Origin of the sequence: Curtobacterium sp. ISL-83, assembly GCF_018613895.1 — a bacterium.
GTDB lineage: Bacteria > Actinomycetota > Actinomycetes > Actinomycetales > Microbacteriaceae > Curtobacterium.
The window spans coordinates 1-13,718 of record NZ_JAGGPH010000012.1 but is presented as its reverse complement, the minus strand read 5'-3'; the positions used below and the strand labels follow the sequence as shown (position 1 = coordinate 13,718).

General features: G+C 71.5%; 13 protein-coding genes and 1 tRNA gene. 11 read left to right on the top strand and 3 right to left on the bottom strand.

Translation table 11 applies throughout. The features are described 5' to 3' along the window. The first annotated feature begins 97 nt into the window (after window positions 1-97). The 3 genes from J7E22_RS11515 (at window position 98) to J7E22_RS11505 (ending at window position 3,291) form a co-directional block, all read left to right on the top strand. Window positions 98-1,426, top strand: coding sequence for an NAD(P)/FAD-dependent oxidoreductase (locus J7E22_RS11515; protein ID WP_214981881.1), 1,329 nt, complete (start codon window positions 98-100; stop codon window positions 1,424-1,426). A 138-nt stretch (window positions 1,427-1,564) separates the two neighbouring features. Next, a complete protein-coding gene (locus J7E22_RS11510) occupies window positions 1,565-2,704 on the top strand; it encodes a zinc-dependent alcohol dehydrogenase (protein WP_214981880.1) in 1,140 nt (379 codons plus the stop codon). Between the two features lie 11 nt (window positions 2,705-2,715). Beyond that, on the top strand, window positions 2,716-3,291 hold the full coding sequence (locus tag J7E22_RS11505; protein ID WP_308159230.1) for a hypothetical protein: 576 nt from the start codon (window positions 2,716-2,718) through the stop codon (window positions 3,289-3,291). 42 nt (window positions 3,292-3,333) lie between these two features. On the opposite strand, the gene J7E22_RS11500 is transcribed toward J7E22_RS11505, so the two are convergent. Together J7E22_RS11500 and J7E22_RS11495 are read right to left on the bottom strand one after the other, a co-directional pair. Next, on the bottom strand, window positions 3,334-3,474 hold the full coding sequence (locus J7E22_RS11500; RefSeq protein WP_214981879.1) for a hypothetical protein: 141 nt from the start codon (window positions 3,472-3,474) through the stop codon (window positions 3,334-3,336). 177 nt (window positions 3,475-3,651) lie between these two features. Beyond that, window positions 3,652-3,737, bottom strand: a tRNA-Leu gene (locus tag J7E22_RS11495). A gap of 249 nt (window positions 3,738-3,986) precedes the next feature. Between J7E22_RS11495 and J7E22_RS11490 the strand changes: the two genes are divergently transcribed. The 3 genes from J7E22_RS11490 (at window position 3,987) to mshC (ending at window position 7,567) form a co-directional block, all read left to right on the top strand. Beyond that, window positions 3,987-5,333 carry a M20/M25/M40 family metallo-hydrolase gene (locus J7E22_RS11490; protein ID WP_214981878.1) on the top strand — a complete coding sequence of 449 codons (1,347 nt, stop codon included), beginning with the start codon at window positions 3,987-3,989 and terminating at the stop codon, window positions 5,331-5,333. 162 nt (window positions 5,334-5,495) lie between these two features. Next, window positions 5,496-6,326: an undecaprenyl-diphosphate phosphatase gene (locus J7E22_RS11485; protein WP_214981877.1), complete on the top strand. Its 831-nt coding sequence runs from the start codon at window positions 5,496-5,498 to the stop codon at window positions 6,324-6,326. Then, entirely contained in the window at window positions 6,323-7,567 is a 1,245-nt protein-coding gene (gene mshC, locus J7E22_RS11480) for a cysteine--1-D-myo-inosityl 2-amino-2-deoxy-alpha-D-glucopyranoside ligase (protein ID WP_214981876.1), read from the top strand. Before J7E22_RS11485 ends, mshC begins: the two co-directional genes overlap by 4 nt. A 118-nt stretch (window positions 7,568-7,685) precedes the next feature. On the opposite strand, the gene J7E22_RS11475 is transcribed toward mshC, so the two are convergent. Continuing rightward, window positions 7,686-8,618 carry a proteasome assembly chaperone family protein gene (locus tag J7E22_RS11475; protein ID WP_214981875.1) on the bottom strand — a complete coding sequence of 311 codons (933 nt, stop codon included), beginning with the start codon at window positions 8,616-8,618 and terminating at the stop codon, window positions 7,686-7,688. A gap of 168 nt (window positions 8,619-8,786) precedes the next feature. On the opposite strand from J7E22_RS11475, the gene J7E22_RS11470 reads away from it, so the two are divergent. The 5 genes from J7E22_RS11470 to J7E22_RS11450 all read left to right on the top strand — a co-directional run bounded on the left by J7E22_RS11470 (window position 8,787) and on the right by J7E22_RS11450 (window position 13,713). Then, window positions 8,787-9,548, top strand: a complete 762-nt coding sequence (locus tag J7E22_RS11470) for an HAD family phosphatase (RefSeq protein WP_308159229.1) — start codon at window positions 8,787-8,789, stop codon at window positions 9,546-9,548. After that, window positions 9,545-10,666 carry a tRNA (adenine-N1)-methyltransferase gene (locus J7E22_RS11465; RefSeq protein WP_251009037.1) on the top strand — a complete coding sequence of 374 codons (1,122 nt, stop codon included), beginning with the start codon at window positions 9,545-9,547 and terminating at the stop codon, window positions 10,664-10,666. Before J7E22_RS11470 ends, J7E22_RS11465 begins: the two co-directional genes overlap by 4 nt. A 43-nt stretch (window positions 10,667-10,709) precedes the next feature. After that, window positions 10,710-11,639, top strand: coding sequence for a hypothetical protein (locus J7E22_RS11460; RefSeq protein ID WP_214981874.1), 930 nt, complete (start codon window positions 10,710-10,712; stop codon window positions 11,637-11,639). 72 nt (window positions 11,640-11,711) lie between these two features. After that, window positions 11,712-12,749: a YafY family protein gene (locus J7E22_RS11455; protein WP_214981873.1), complete on the top strand. Its 1,038-nt coding sequence runs from the start codon at window positions 11,712-11,714 to the stop codon at window positions 12,747-12,749. Further along, window positions 12,742-13,713, top strand: coding sequence for a YafY family protein (locus J7E22_RS11450; RefSeq protein WP_214981872.1), 972 nt, complete (start codon window positions 12,742-12,744; stop codon window positions 13,711-13,713). The genes J7E22_RS11455 and J7E22_RS11450 overlap by 8 nt, the downstream gene beginning before the upstream one ends. The last annotated feature ends 5 nt before the right edge of the window (window positions 13,714-13,718 follow it).

Genomic DNA, 13,718 nt, shown 5'->3' with positions numbered 1-13,718 from the left:
CGACCGCCGCCGCGGATAGCGCGCCGGACGCGCCCGATCGACGCTCCACCCGCGCGGCATCATGACGCGCCATGGTGACTTCGGGTAGACCGGAGGAATGGCAGACTCCATCCCTCACGTCCTGGTCCTCGGCGGCGGCTCCGCCGGCTACGCGACCGTCAAGCAGCTGCAGAAGCACGCCGCCACGGTCCCGATGCGGATCACGCTCGTCGACCAGAACACGTACTACACGTACCTGCCGTTCCTGCCCGAGGTCGCCGGTGGGCACATCGCCCCCAAGGACGTCACCGTCGAACTCCGTCGCGCGCTCCGCAAGACGCGTGTCATCCAGGGCAAGGTGACCGGCATCTCGTCGGCCGACAAGACCGTCTCGATCGCGACCGCCGGCGGCGACGACCGCACCCTCGGCTACGACCAGCTCGTCGTCGCCCTCGGTTCCGTCACCCGCACGTTCCCGACCCCCGGGCTCGAGGAGTTCGGCGTCGGCTTCAAGAGCGTCGAGGAAGCCGCCTTCGTGCGCGCCAAGCTCCTCGACAACATCGCGAAGGCCGCGGCCACCCGTGACGAGGACGAGCGTCGCCGTCTGCTCACGAGCATCTTCATCGGCGGCGGCTACACCGGTGTCGAGGCGATCGGCGAGCTGTTCGACGTCTCGCAGGCGGCCATCAAGACCTACCCGTCCCTCGCCGGTGAGCAGCCGCGCTGGGTCCTCATCGACGCGCTCGACCGCGTCGCGCCCGAGGTCGGCCCCGAGCTGTCGAAGTGGACCCTCGAGTCCCTCCGCGCCCGCGGCATCGACGTCCGCCTGAAGACCACGATGCCGAGCTGCGAGGGCGGTGTCGTCAAGCTCTCCGACGGCGACGAGTTCGCCACCGGCCTGCTCGTCTGGACCGCCGGCGTCAAGCCGAACCCGCTCCTCGACGCGTCCGACCTGCCGCGCGGACCGAAGGGGCACCTCGCCGCAAACGCGAAGCTCCAGGTCGAGGCCGAGGACACGCACGAGGTCGTCCCGGGCGTCTGGGGCCTCGGCGACGTCGCACAGGTGCCGGACCTGACCGCCGAGAAGCAGCCGGCGTACTACCCGCCGAACGCGCAGAACGCGGTCCGTCAGGCCGTCGTCGCCGCGGACAACATCGTCGCGACGATCACCGGCAAGCCGCTCGAGGAGTACCGCCACCCGTCCATCGGCACGGTTGCCTCCTACGGCGTCGGCAAGGGTGCGGCGAACATCAAGGGCATCAAGATGACCAACCTGCCCGCGTGGCTCGCGCACCGCTCGTACCACGTGTACGCGATGCCGACGCTGAACCGCAAGGCGCGCATCGTCATCGGCTGGCTCACCGGCGCGGTGTCCGGTCGCGATGCGACCTCGATGATCAAGGAGACCGACCCGCGGCAGAACTTCGTGGACGCCGCGAAGTCGTAACAGCCCCACCATGGGACGGGAGGCGCGGTGCCAGCTGGCACCGCGCCTCCCGTCCGTCACGTGGTCACGGTGCGCGGACCTGGGTCCGCTCCCACGCGCCTCCCGTCAGCGTTGACGAGACGAGTGAGAGGAGCGCGTATGCGCGCCATGACCTACCGCGGGCCCTACCGGATCCGCGTCGAGGAGAAGCCGGACCCCCGGATCGAACACCCGAACGACGCCGTGATCCGCGTCGAGCGGGCGGCGATCTGCGGCTCCGACCTGCACCTGTACCACGGCATGATGCCGGACACCCGCGTCGGCCACACCTTCGGACACGAGTTCATCGGCGTCGTCGAGCAGATTGGTTCGTCGGTGCAGAACCTGAGCGTCGGCGACCGGGTGATGGTCCCCTTCCACATCTCGTGCGGGACCTGCTGGTACTGCGCCAGGGGCCTGTTCACGAACTGCCACAACGTCAACGCGAACGCGACCGCGGTCGGTGGCATCTACGGGTACTCCCACACGACCGGCGGGTACGACGGCGGCCAGGCGGAGCGTGTCCGCGTGCCGTTCGCCGACGTCGGGCCGCAGGTCATCCCCGAGTGGCTCGACGCCGAGGACGCCCTGATGATGACCGACGCACTGGGCACCGGGTACTTCGGGGCGCAGCTGGCGTCCATCCGTGAAGGCGACACCGTCGTGGTGCTCGGCGCCGGACCCGTCGGGCTGTTCGCCGCGAAGTCCGCGTGGTTCATGGGTGCCGGACGGGTGATCGTCATCGACCAGCTCGAGTACCGGCTCGAGAAGGCCCGGACGTTCGCGCAGGCCGAGACGATCAACTTCGCCGAGGTCGACGACATCGTGGTCGAGATGAAGAAGCAGACCGACTACCTCGGGGCGGACAGCGTCATCGACGCCGTCGGGGCCGAGGCGGACGGCAGCTTCCTGCAGCAGGTGAGCGCCACGAAGCTGAAGCTGCAGGGCGGTTCGCCGGTCGCGCTGAACTGGGCGATCGACGGCGTGCGGAAGGGTGGCACGATCTCGGCGATGGGTGCGTACGGCCCGATCCCGAACCTGGTGAAGTTCGGCGACGCGATGAACAAGGGCGTCACGATCCACATGAACCAGGCGCCGGTGAAGCGGCAGTGGCCCCGGCTGCTGGAGCACATCCAGGCCGGGCACCTCAAGCCGAGCGACGTCATCACGCACCGGATCCCGCTCGAGCACATCGCCGAGGGGTACCACCTGTTCTCCGCCAAGCTCGACGGGTGCATCAAGCCCGTCATCATCCCGTGAAGGAGCGCACCGTGACCGATCACACCCCGTACATCGCCGACCCGCCGCGGCGGGTACCGTCCGCCGAGGAACTCCGGGAGCGCATCCCGGGGTGGGGGAGCGACCTCGACCTCGACGACCGACCGTCCGTCCCGAAGTTGTCCCGGTCCGCGGGGGCGGCCACGGGCGCGCACTGGGACGTCCCCGAGCAGCAGCCGGGCGGCGAAGGCCGCGAGCGCTCGATCGAGCACGCGCACGTGACGCCGGTGTTCGGGACCGCGCAGCCGCTCCAGGGGCTGCCGGGCGCCGTGCGCCGGTTCGGGTACCGCTTCGGTGAGGGGCGGCTGGCGCACTGGATGCTCCTGATCGTGGGAGACCGGCTCGATGTCGCGACCCACCGCGTGACCGACGCCCTGCGAGGCCGGCCGGACCGGGTCATCCACGAGACCGGCATCCGTGCCGAGGTGTGGGGGCACGGGGTGGCGTCGCGGAAGGGATCGCGGACCGATTGGCGGCACGGGCTGCTTGACCCGCTGGTGGCGAACTGGGGGTGGCTCGCCACGCTGGGTGCCGTCGTGCTGGTGGTGCGGAAGCTGCGCCGGCGCTGACGGGGCGGCCGTCGCCGGTGCTCGCGCCTGGGCGTGCTGGCGTCACGCGACACCGCCGCTGTCGTCCGACAGGGGCGGTGTCGCGTCGTGCGGGTTCGGCGCGGGCATGCGCGTGCACACGTCGACGATCCACGCGTCGTTCGACAGGTGCTCCGTCGAACCGTGCACACGCATCCTCTGCATGCGCAAACGTCGACGATCCACGCGTCGTTCGACAGGTGTTTCGTCGAACCATGCACACGCACGACCGCGCACCCGCACCCGCACCCGGCGGCGTCGCCCTGAGCGCAGCGATGGCGATGCTCGCCGAACAAGCACGAATGCCCCCGGCCGCAAGGCCAGGGGCATTCGCATCTTCTGTGTCCGAAGGGGGACTTGAACCCCCACGCCCTAATACGGGCACTAGCACCTCAAGCTAGCGCGTCTACCAATTCCGCCATCCGGACTGGATGTGTGGCCGTCCGACCGGGTTTCCCCGGCTTTCCTGCCGAGAGAAGACACTAGCACGGCCCTGAACGCAGGATGAACACGCGTTCGCATCCCGGGCGCGTCCGGCCGAGCCAGCGCCGAGCCAGCGCGGAGCCAGCGCCGAGCCCGCGCCGAGCCGACCTGTCGGGCCCACCGCGGAACGACGACGGCCAGCGGAACCCGCACTCGACGCCGGACTTGCGGGGACCGACCGATAGCGTTGGTGCATGACGTCTGACGCCTCGAGCAGCGACACCGTGCCCACCACGACGACGACCGTCTCCGGGCTCGAGGAGACCGCCTCGATCGCGCGGGACCTCATCCGGATCGACACGACGAACTGGGGCGAGGGCAAGTCCCGCGGCGAGGCCGAGGCGGCGCAGTACGTCGAGGCGAAGCTCCGTGCCCTGGGCCTCGAGCCGCAGCTGTTCGAGTCCGAGCCCGATCGGGTGAGCGTCGTCGTACGGGTCCCCGGGCGCGACCGCAGCAAGCCCGCGCTCGTCGTGCACGGGCACCTCGACGTCGTGCCCGCCGACCCGGCGAACTGGACGGTCGACCCCTTCGGCGGCGAGGTCAAGGACGGCATGCTCTGGGGCCGGGGCGCCGTGGACATGAAGAACATGGACGCGATGATGCTCACGTCGCTGTCGGACGTGATCGCCCAGCAGGGTGCGCCCGAGCGCGACCTGGTGATCGCGTACTTCGCCGACGAGGAAGCCGGCGGCGTGCTCGGCTCCCACCACGTCGTGGAGAACCACCCGGAGCTGTTCGCCGGCGCGAGTGCCGCGATCAGCGAGGTCGGTGGCTACTCGATCACGCTCGGCGATCGTCGCGCGTACCTGCTGCAGACGGGCGAGAAAGCCCTCATGTGGATCAAGCTCGTCGCCCGGGGCACGGCCGCGCACGGCTCGCATGTCATCCGGGACAACGCGATCACGAAGCTCGCGGCCGCGGTGGCGCGCATCGGGAGCGAGGAGTGGCCGGTCCGCCTCTCTGCCACCACCGACGCGATGGTCGCCGAGGTCGCCCGGTTCCTGGGCGTCGACCCGACCGTGACGGGTCCGGACGAGGTCGCGCTGGCCACCGGGTCGGCCTCGCGGTTCATCCACGCAGCACTGCACACCACGACGAACCCGACGGTCCTCACCGCGGGGTACAAGCACAACGTCATCCCGGACACCGCGGAGGCCCTGGTCGACATCCGGTGCCTGCCCGGTGACGAGGAGGCCGTGCTCGAGCGGGTGCGGGAGCTCGCCGGGGACGACGTCGAGGTCGTGATGTCGTTCCGCGACATCGGCCTCGAGCAGGACTTCGGTGGCCCCCTCGTGGACGCGGTCCGCGACGTCCTCGGCCGCCACGACCCGGATGCCCCCGTGTTGCCGTACCTGCTGTCGGGCGGCACCGACAACAAGGCGCTCTCGACCCTCGGCATCGCGGGCTACGGGTTCGTGCCGTTGCAGCTGCCGGCGGGCATCGACTTCCCCGCGATGTTCCACGGCGTGGACGAGCGCGTGCCGCTCGATGCGCTGGCCTTCGGGCGGCGGGTCCTCGCCGACCTCCTGGCCACGTACTGAGGTCGTGCACGGACGCCGTCGTGGCGGTGTCCTGACAGTCCGCCCGCCCGCCCGCCCGACCAAACGACCAGACGACCAACCGACCAACCGACCGGCTGCACGCCACGCGTTCGCCGGGCCGACTGCACGCCCGCCTGCTCCGTCCCCCGAAAGGCCGACGCCATGCACATCCTCGAAGCGATCTTCCTCGGCTTCGTCCAGGGGCTCACCGAGTTCCTGCCGGTGTCCTCGAGTGCCCACCTCCGGATCGTCGGCCTGTTCCTGCCGGACGCGAAGGACCCGGGAGCGGCGTTCACCGCCGTGACGCAGCTCGGTACCGAGACCGCGGTCCTCATCTACTTCTGGCGGGACATCGTCCGGATCGTCGGGCGGTGGTTCCGGTCGCTGTCCGGGAGGACCGTGCCACGGAACGACCCGGACGCACGGCTCGGGTGGCTCGTGATCCTCGGCACGATCCCGATCGGCGTCGCCGGGCTGCTCCTCAAGGACGCCATCGAGACGACGTTCCGGTCGCTCTGGATCGCGGCGATCGTCCTCGTCGTCTTCGGGGTGGTGCTCGGGATCGCGGACGTCCTCGGTCGGAAGGTCCGGCCGATCGAGCAGATGACGTTCGGCGGCGGCGTCCTGATCGGCCTCGCGCAGGTCCTGGCCCTGGTGCCCGGGGTGTCCCGTTCGGGCGCGACCGTGTCGATGGGGTTGGCGCTCGGGTACACCCGTCCGGCCGCCGCACGGTTCGCGTTCTTGCTCGCCGTGCCCGCGGTGTTCCTGTCCGGCCTGTACGAGGCGGCGACGAGCCTCGGTGGCGCCGGTGCCCCGTTCGGACTCGCCGACACGCTCATCGCGACGGTCGTGGCGTTCGTGGTCGGGTTCGTCGTCATCGCGGCGTTCATGACCTACATCAGCAAGCGCAGCTTCCTGCCCTTCGTCGTCTACCGGATCGCACTCGGTATCGTTCTCCTCGTGTTGTTGTCGCTCGGAGTGATCCAGCCGTGAGGGCCTGGCAGGTCCCGTCCGTCCCCGACGTCCCGGGGGAGTCACCCCGTCCCGTGGTGCACGACACCGCGACCGGTCACCCGGTGGACCCCACCAGGGGAGAGGACCGTGCCGCGCTGTACGTCTGCGGCATCACCCCGTACGACGCGACCCACCTCGGTCACGCGGCGACCTACCTGGCGTTCGACACCCTCGTGCGGGTCTGGCGGGACGCCGGCCTCGACGTCGAGTACGCGCAGAACACCACCGACGTCGACGATCCGCTGCTCGAACGGGCCGCCCGCGACGGGGTCGACTGGCGTGCGCTCGCTGCCTCGCAGATCGACCTGTTCCGTCGCGACATGGAGGCGCTCCGCATCCTGCCGCCGGACGACTACGTCGCGGTCACGGACGAGGTCGAACGCGTCGCCGAAGCCGTCGCGTTCCTGCAGGAGACCGGCTACGCCTACGAGGTCCCGACGCCCGACTCCGAGGGCGACGACCTGTACTTCGACGTCAACCGTCCGACCGAGGCCTGGGCCCTCGGCGACGAGAGCCGCCTGGACCGCGAGACGATGCTCGCGCTCTCGGCGGAGCGCGGCGGCGACCCGGACCGTCCCGGCAAGCGCGATCCGCTCGACCCGTTGCTCTGGCGCGCCGCCCGCGCGGGGGAGCCGAGCTGGGACACGGACCTCGGACCCGGGCGTCCCGGCTGGCACATCGAGTGCAGCGTCATCGCCGGCGATCGTCTCGGACTGCCGATCAGCGTCCAGGGTGGCGGGAGCGACCTCGTCTTCCCGCACCACGAGATGAGCGCCGGTCACGCGGCAGCGCTGGCGCACCAGCCGCTCGCGAACGCCTTCGTGCACACCGGGATGATCGCCTACCAGGGCACGAAGATCTCGAAGTCGCTCGGCAACCTCGTGACGGTCCGCGGGCTGCTCGACGACGGGGCCGACCCGCGGGCGATCCGGCTCGCGCTGCTGTCCCACAAGTACTCGGACGAGTGGGAGTGGTTCGACACCGAGCTCGACTCGGCGACGAAGCGACTCGCCGCGTGGGACGCGTGGTCGTCGGGTGCCCACACCGGCCACGTGGACGACGCGGCCGACGTCATCGCCCGCATCCGCGCGCGTCTCGCCGACGACCTCGACACCCCCGGGGCGGTCGCGTCGGTGGACACCGCGATCGCGGGCGGGACCTCCGTCACGCCGGAGATCCTCGACCTGATCGACGCCCTGCTCGGCATCCGCCTGGCCTAGGTCCGCCGCGGGTCACGGCGGCAGCGCCGCGGGCGCGCCCGCCCGGAACCGGCCACGACGACGGACGGGAGGCGCAGTGCCACCTCGCACCGCGCCTCCCGTCCGTCGTCCGCTCGGACTACTGCGGCGGCTGCGGGGGCCGCCACGGCCCCTCGCCCGCAGCGGACCCGCCGTCCTTGCCGTCCTTGCGCTCCCGGCGCCGCAGGTACTGCTCGAACTCCTGCGCGATGGCGTCCCCCGACGCCTCGGGTGAGTCCACCGTGTCGCGGGCCTGCTCGAGCTGGCCGATGTACGACGCCATGTCCTCGTCGTCCGCGGCGAGGGCGTCGATGCCCTCTTCCCACTCGGTCGCGTCGTCGAGCAGCGTGCCACGGGGGACCGTCACGTCGGTGAGGTCCTCGATCTTGTCGAGCAGCGACAGCGTGGCCTTCGGCGAGGGCGAGTTGTGCACGTAGTGCGGCACCGAGGCCCAAAGCGAGAGGGTCGTCAGGCCGGCCTTGTCCATCGCGTCGGACAGCACGCCGAGGATGCCCGTCGGGCCCTCGTACGTGGACTTGTCGACGTCGAACGCGGTACGGACCCCGGCGTTCTCGCTCGACACGAAGACCGAGATCGGCCGCGTGTGCGGCACGTCGGCGAGCATCGCGCCCACGAAGACGACCGCGTCGATCGAGTACACGTCGGCGAGGTCGATCACCTCGGCGCAGAACCCCCGCCAGGTGCGGGACGGCTCCGGGCCGACGAGCACGAACACGTCGCGGTCCACGGGGGAGCCGGTCGCGCCGATCACCGGGCGACCCTCGGCCCCGGGACCGTAGAGCACGATGCGCGGCCACTGCACGCCGCGGACGCCCTCGTCGTCGTTGCCGACGGTGGGGCGGTTGAACTGGTAGTCGACGTACCGCTCACCGTCGATCTCGCGCAGTTCGTCGAGGTCGAGTGCCTCGACGATGCGCCGGGCGAGGCCGCTGGCCGCTTCGCCGGCGTCGTTCCAGCCCTCGAAGGCGACGACGAGCAGCCGGCCGTCGCTGAAGGGGGTGTGCTGTGGCACGGAGCGGACCTCCTGGTGGTGGCGCCGGGCTGCGCGTGGAGCCCGACGTGGACGGGACGGTGGAGCAGCCTCGTCCGGACACGATTCAGGCAACCACAATAGGCCCGGTGCGCGGCGGGCAGTCCCGCGTCCGCGGCGAGCGGAACCGCCCCGGTAGACTCGTCGCCCGTGACCGCGCATCCTCCCGCCCTCGTCCCGCCCGCAGCAGTGCTGTGGGACATGGACGGCACGATCATCGACACGGAGCCGATCTGGCAGCGGTCCCAGGTCGAACTCACGGCCCGGTACGGCGCCGAGTGGACGCACGCCGACGGCCTGTCCCTGGTCGGCAGCGGCCTCGAGCGCTCGGGTGAACTGCTCCGCGACAAGGGCGTCGACATGGAGGTCGAGGAGATCATCCAGTGGATGACCGCCTACGTGATGGAGCACCTCCGCGCCGGTGAGCTGCCGTGGCGCCCGGGCGCGAAGGAGCTCGTCGAGGAGTTGCACGACCGCGGCATCCCGACGGCCCTCGTGACGATGTCCCGCCGCAAGATGGCACTCGTCGCCGCAGAGGCACTCGGTGCCCGCGGCTTCCGCGTGGTCGTCGCCGGCGACGACGTCGAGCGTCCGAAGCCGCACCCGGACGCCTACCTGGCGGCAGCGGCCGCGCTGGGCTTCGACGCCACCGCGTGCGTCGCGATCGAGGACTCCGCCACGGGCGTCGCCTCGGCGGTCGCCTCCGGCGCCGTCACGGTCGCCGTGGAGCACATCGTCCCGCTCTCCGAGATCGCCGGCGGTGACGTGCACCTGACGACGCTCGCCGACGTGGACGTCGACCGATTGGTCGAGCTCACCTCGCCCGCGCTCGCGGCGCGGGCAGCACGCCGTCCAGGAGGCACGGTGCCGGACGGCGCGTCGGCCTCCGCCCCCGAAGGAGTCGCCCGATGAGCCACGCCGACGACGCAACCGTGCCGGACCAGGTGGCCCACGCCTCCAGTCCGGACGTCCTCGACCCGGCCGCGGCGCTGCCGCACACCGCCGGCGGAGCTCCGCACACGCCGCCACGCGGCCCGTTCCGGGCCGGCGACCGCGTCCAGCTGACCGGCCCGAAGGGCAAGCTGACGACGCTGTCGCTCGAGGTCGGCGGCGAGTACCACACGCACCGCGGGGTGCTCCGACACGACGACGTGATCGGGCAGCCGGACGGATCGGTCATCACCGCGAGCACCGGCGACGAGTACCTGGCGCTCCGACCGCTGTTGAACGACTACGTGATGTCGATGCCTCGCGGCGCCGCCATCGTCTACCCGAAGGACGCCGCGCAGATCGTCGCGTTCGCCGACGTCTTCCCCGGTGCCCGCGTCGTCGAGGCCGGTGTCGGCTCGGGGGCGCTGTCGCTGTTCCTGCTGCGCGCGATCGGACCGACCGGGTTCCTGCAGTCCTTCGAGCGACGCGACGAGTTCGCCGCGATCGCCCGCGGCAACGTCGGGACCTTCCTCGGCGCCGTCCCGGACAACTGGTCGGTGACCGTCGGCGACCTCGTCGAGGAACTCCCCGACGCGACGGACGAGCAGAGCGTCGACCGGGTCGTCCTCGACATGCTCGCGCCGTGGGAGTGCGTCGACGTCGCGGCGGACGCGCTCGTGCCCGGTGGCCTCATCGTCTGCTACGTCGCCACCGTGACGCAGCTGTCCCGCACCGTCGAGGCCCTCCGCGACACCGGACGCTTCACGGACCCGCAGCCGAGCGAGACCCTGGTGCGCACCTGGCACGTCGAGGGACTCGCCGTGCGGCCGGACCACCGGATGGTCGGACACACCGGGTTCCTGGTCACCGCTCGTCGTCTCGCCGACGGTGTGGTCCTGCCGAACCTGAAGCGTCGCGCCGGCAAGGTCGAGTTCTCCGACGAGGACGTCGAGGCGTGGACGCCCGGTGCGGTCGGTGAACGCTCGACGAGCGACAAGAAGCTCCGCAAGGTGGCGCGTCAGGCCGCCGCCCAGGCCCGCAAGGTCGCCGCCGCCGAGACCGCCACCGACGCGGACGGGCCTGCTGAGGACGACCGGTAGGCTACCGACCGTGCCCGTCCTGCATCGAACGGAAAGAGGGTCCGTGCGCACCATCCCCGCACTCCTGGTCACCATCGGCCTCGCCGCGTCGCTGACGGCGTGCGCGTCGAACGGCGCCGGGAGCACCCCGTCGAACTGCCCGGCCCCCGGAGCGGCATCCGCGTCCGTGACGGCCAGCGGCGCGGTCGGCAAGGAACCCAAGGTCTCCGTCCCGGCCGGTCTCCGGACCAAGGGCACGCAGGTCTCGGTCCTCAAGCAGGGGGACGGCCGCACGATCGGGAACGGCACACCGGTGCTGGTCGAGTACACGATCGTCGACGGCGCGACCGGTCAGGTCGCCCAGTCCAGCGGGTACTCGGGTCAGACCGCCCCGCTCACTGCCGGTGCCGGCAACTACGGCGCGCTCGGTGACGCGCTCCTGTGCGCGCACGTCGGTGACCGCCTGGCCGTCGCGGTGCCGAAGAGCGCCCTGAGCAGCAGCGCCGGCACGAGCGGCTCCACGAGCTCGAAGAAGGTCGAGGACGCAGCCGTCGCCGTGATCGACGTCAAGCAGGCGTTCGACTCCCGCGCGACCGGCACGCCGCAGCTCGCCGGTGACGGCATGCCCGCGGTCGTGCTCGCCCCGTCCGGCGCTCCCGGCATCACGATCCCGTCGTGGAAGCCGCCGACGTCGGACGCCACGCACCTGCTCCGACGCGGATCGGGCGCGACGCTCGGTGCGAAGGACACCGCCGTCATCAAGTACACCGCCGTGACGTGGGGGACCGACGGCGCCGATTCGTCCGTGGCCGGCTCCAGCTGGACCGACGGTTCCGGTGCGCAGGCCGTGCCGCTGGCGAAGGGGCAGATCGCCGAGGGCGTCCGCAACGCCGTCGTCGGCCACCGCGTCGGCGACCAGGTCCTGGCCATCGTCCACCAGCAGGGGACCACGTACGCGTACGTCATCGACGTGCTCGGGAAGATGCCGCGCTGACCCTGACTGGCCATCCACCGACGGCCGCGCAGGTGCACTCCCGCCCACCCGCGCTGCCGTAGGATCGGCTGCGTGCCAGCGACCCGTGTGCCCCGTGTACCAGCCGAGGAGCGCCTGTTCAGCCTGGTGCTCGCGCTGCTCTCGACGGAGTCCGGTCTCACCAAGTCCGAGATCCTGGCGAACGTGCAGGGCTACCGGCAGCGGTTCAGCACCGGCGGTGACAACGCTTCGCTCGAGCGCCAGTTCGAGCGCGACAAGGACGACGTCCGCGACCTCGGCATCCCGCTCGAGACGATCGAGACCCCCGGCGCGGCCGGCAACAACCAGACGCTCCGCTACCGCATCCCCAAGGGCGAGTACGACCTGCCCGACGACGTCCGGTTCACGCCGGACGAGTCCGCGCTGCTGTCGCTCGCCGCGATGGCCTGGCGTGAAGGCGCCCTGTCCGCCGACTCCCGCCGCGCCCTGCTCAAGGTCCGGTCGGCCGGGTCGGAGGACGACGACGGCGATGCCGAGGGGCTGCTCGGCGTCGAGTCGTACGCACCGCGGCTCCGCGCTCGCGACGCTGCGTTCGAACCGCTCCGGTCTGCACTCGACCGTGCCGCGGCGGTCCGCTTCGACTACATCACGCCCGGACAGCACGAGGCCCGTCGTCGCGAGCTCGCGCCGCTCGCGCTCGTCCAGCACGGCGGACGGTGGATGCTCACCGCGCACGAGTTCGCGACGGACTCCGTGAAGAACTACCTGCTGTCCCGCATCGTCGGACCCGTCAGCCAGTACGAGGTCGGGCGGCACCCGGCCACCCCCGGAGCCGGAGAGCGTGCCCTCGCCGAACTCGACCGCATCTGGGCCGCCCGAACCGCGCGGATCGCCGTCGTGCCCGGGTCCGATGCCGAACGCCGACTGGCGCGGCGCCGTGACACCGAGACCGACGCCGACGGGGTCCTGGTCCTGCACCACGTCGACCCGCAGATCCTCGCCGAGGAACTCGCCGCCTTCGGACCGGAGGTCCGCGTGCTCGAACCCGCCGACGTCCGTGACCGGGTCGAGGCCCGGCTGCGTGGCCTCGTGGCCGACCACACCGATGTCGAGGGAGCCGACCGTGGCTGAGCAGCAACCGCTGCAGGCGCAGGACAAGCTCGCGTTCCTGCTCTCGCTGGTCCCGTACCTGATCGACCGCGAGCGGGTCTCCGTCGCAGAGGCCGCCCGGCACTTCGGTGTGCCCGAATCACGGATCCGCCGGGCGGTCGAACTGATCGCCGTGTCCGGCGTCCCCGGCGAGACGATGCAGTACCAGCACGGTGACCTGTTCGACATCGCGTGGGACGACTTCGACCAGAACGACATGATCGTGCTGACGAACCTGGTCGCGATCGACGATTCGCCGCGGCTCTCCGCGCGTGAGGCCTCCGCGCTCATCGCCGGCCTGCAGTACCTGTCGGCGCTGCCCGAGGCTGCCGACCGTGACGCCATCCGCGCGCTCATGGCGAAGCTGTCCCGTGGCGCCGGGGGAGCCTCCTCGAACGTCGCCGTCGGGCAGGACCTGCACGACGCCGCGCTCGCGACCATCCGCCGGGCGATGGCCGATCGCCGTGGTCTGGCCTTCGAGTACGCCGGACCGCGGACGCAGGGCAGCACCCGTCGGGTCGACCCCCTGCGCGTCGAGTCGATCGACACCGACTGGTACCTCCGCGCCTGGGACCTCGACCGTCAGGCGCTCCGCACGTTCCGGCTCGACCGGATGTCGGGCGCGAGGGTGGACGACCGGGCCGCCGAGCACTCCATCGAGGACGTCGTGATCCCGGACACGCTGTTCCAGCAGTCCGCGGAGGACGTGATCGTCACGGTCGAACTCGACTCGTCGTCGCTGCCCCTGGTCGCCGACTTCCTCGCCGACACCGCGGACGCTCCCGACGGCGGCGGGCGGGTGCGGATCCGGTTGGCGGCGTCGCACGGGTTCGACGGTGTCGTGCGGCTGGTGGCCGGGCTGCCCGGGCGCGCGGTCGTCATCGACCCGCCCGCGGCGCGGACCGCCGTGCGGGACTTCGCCGCGGCGGCCCTCGCGGCCGAGTAGCGCGG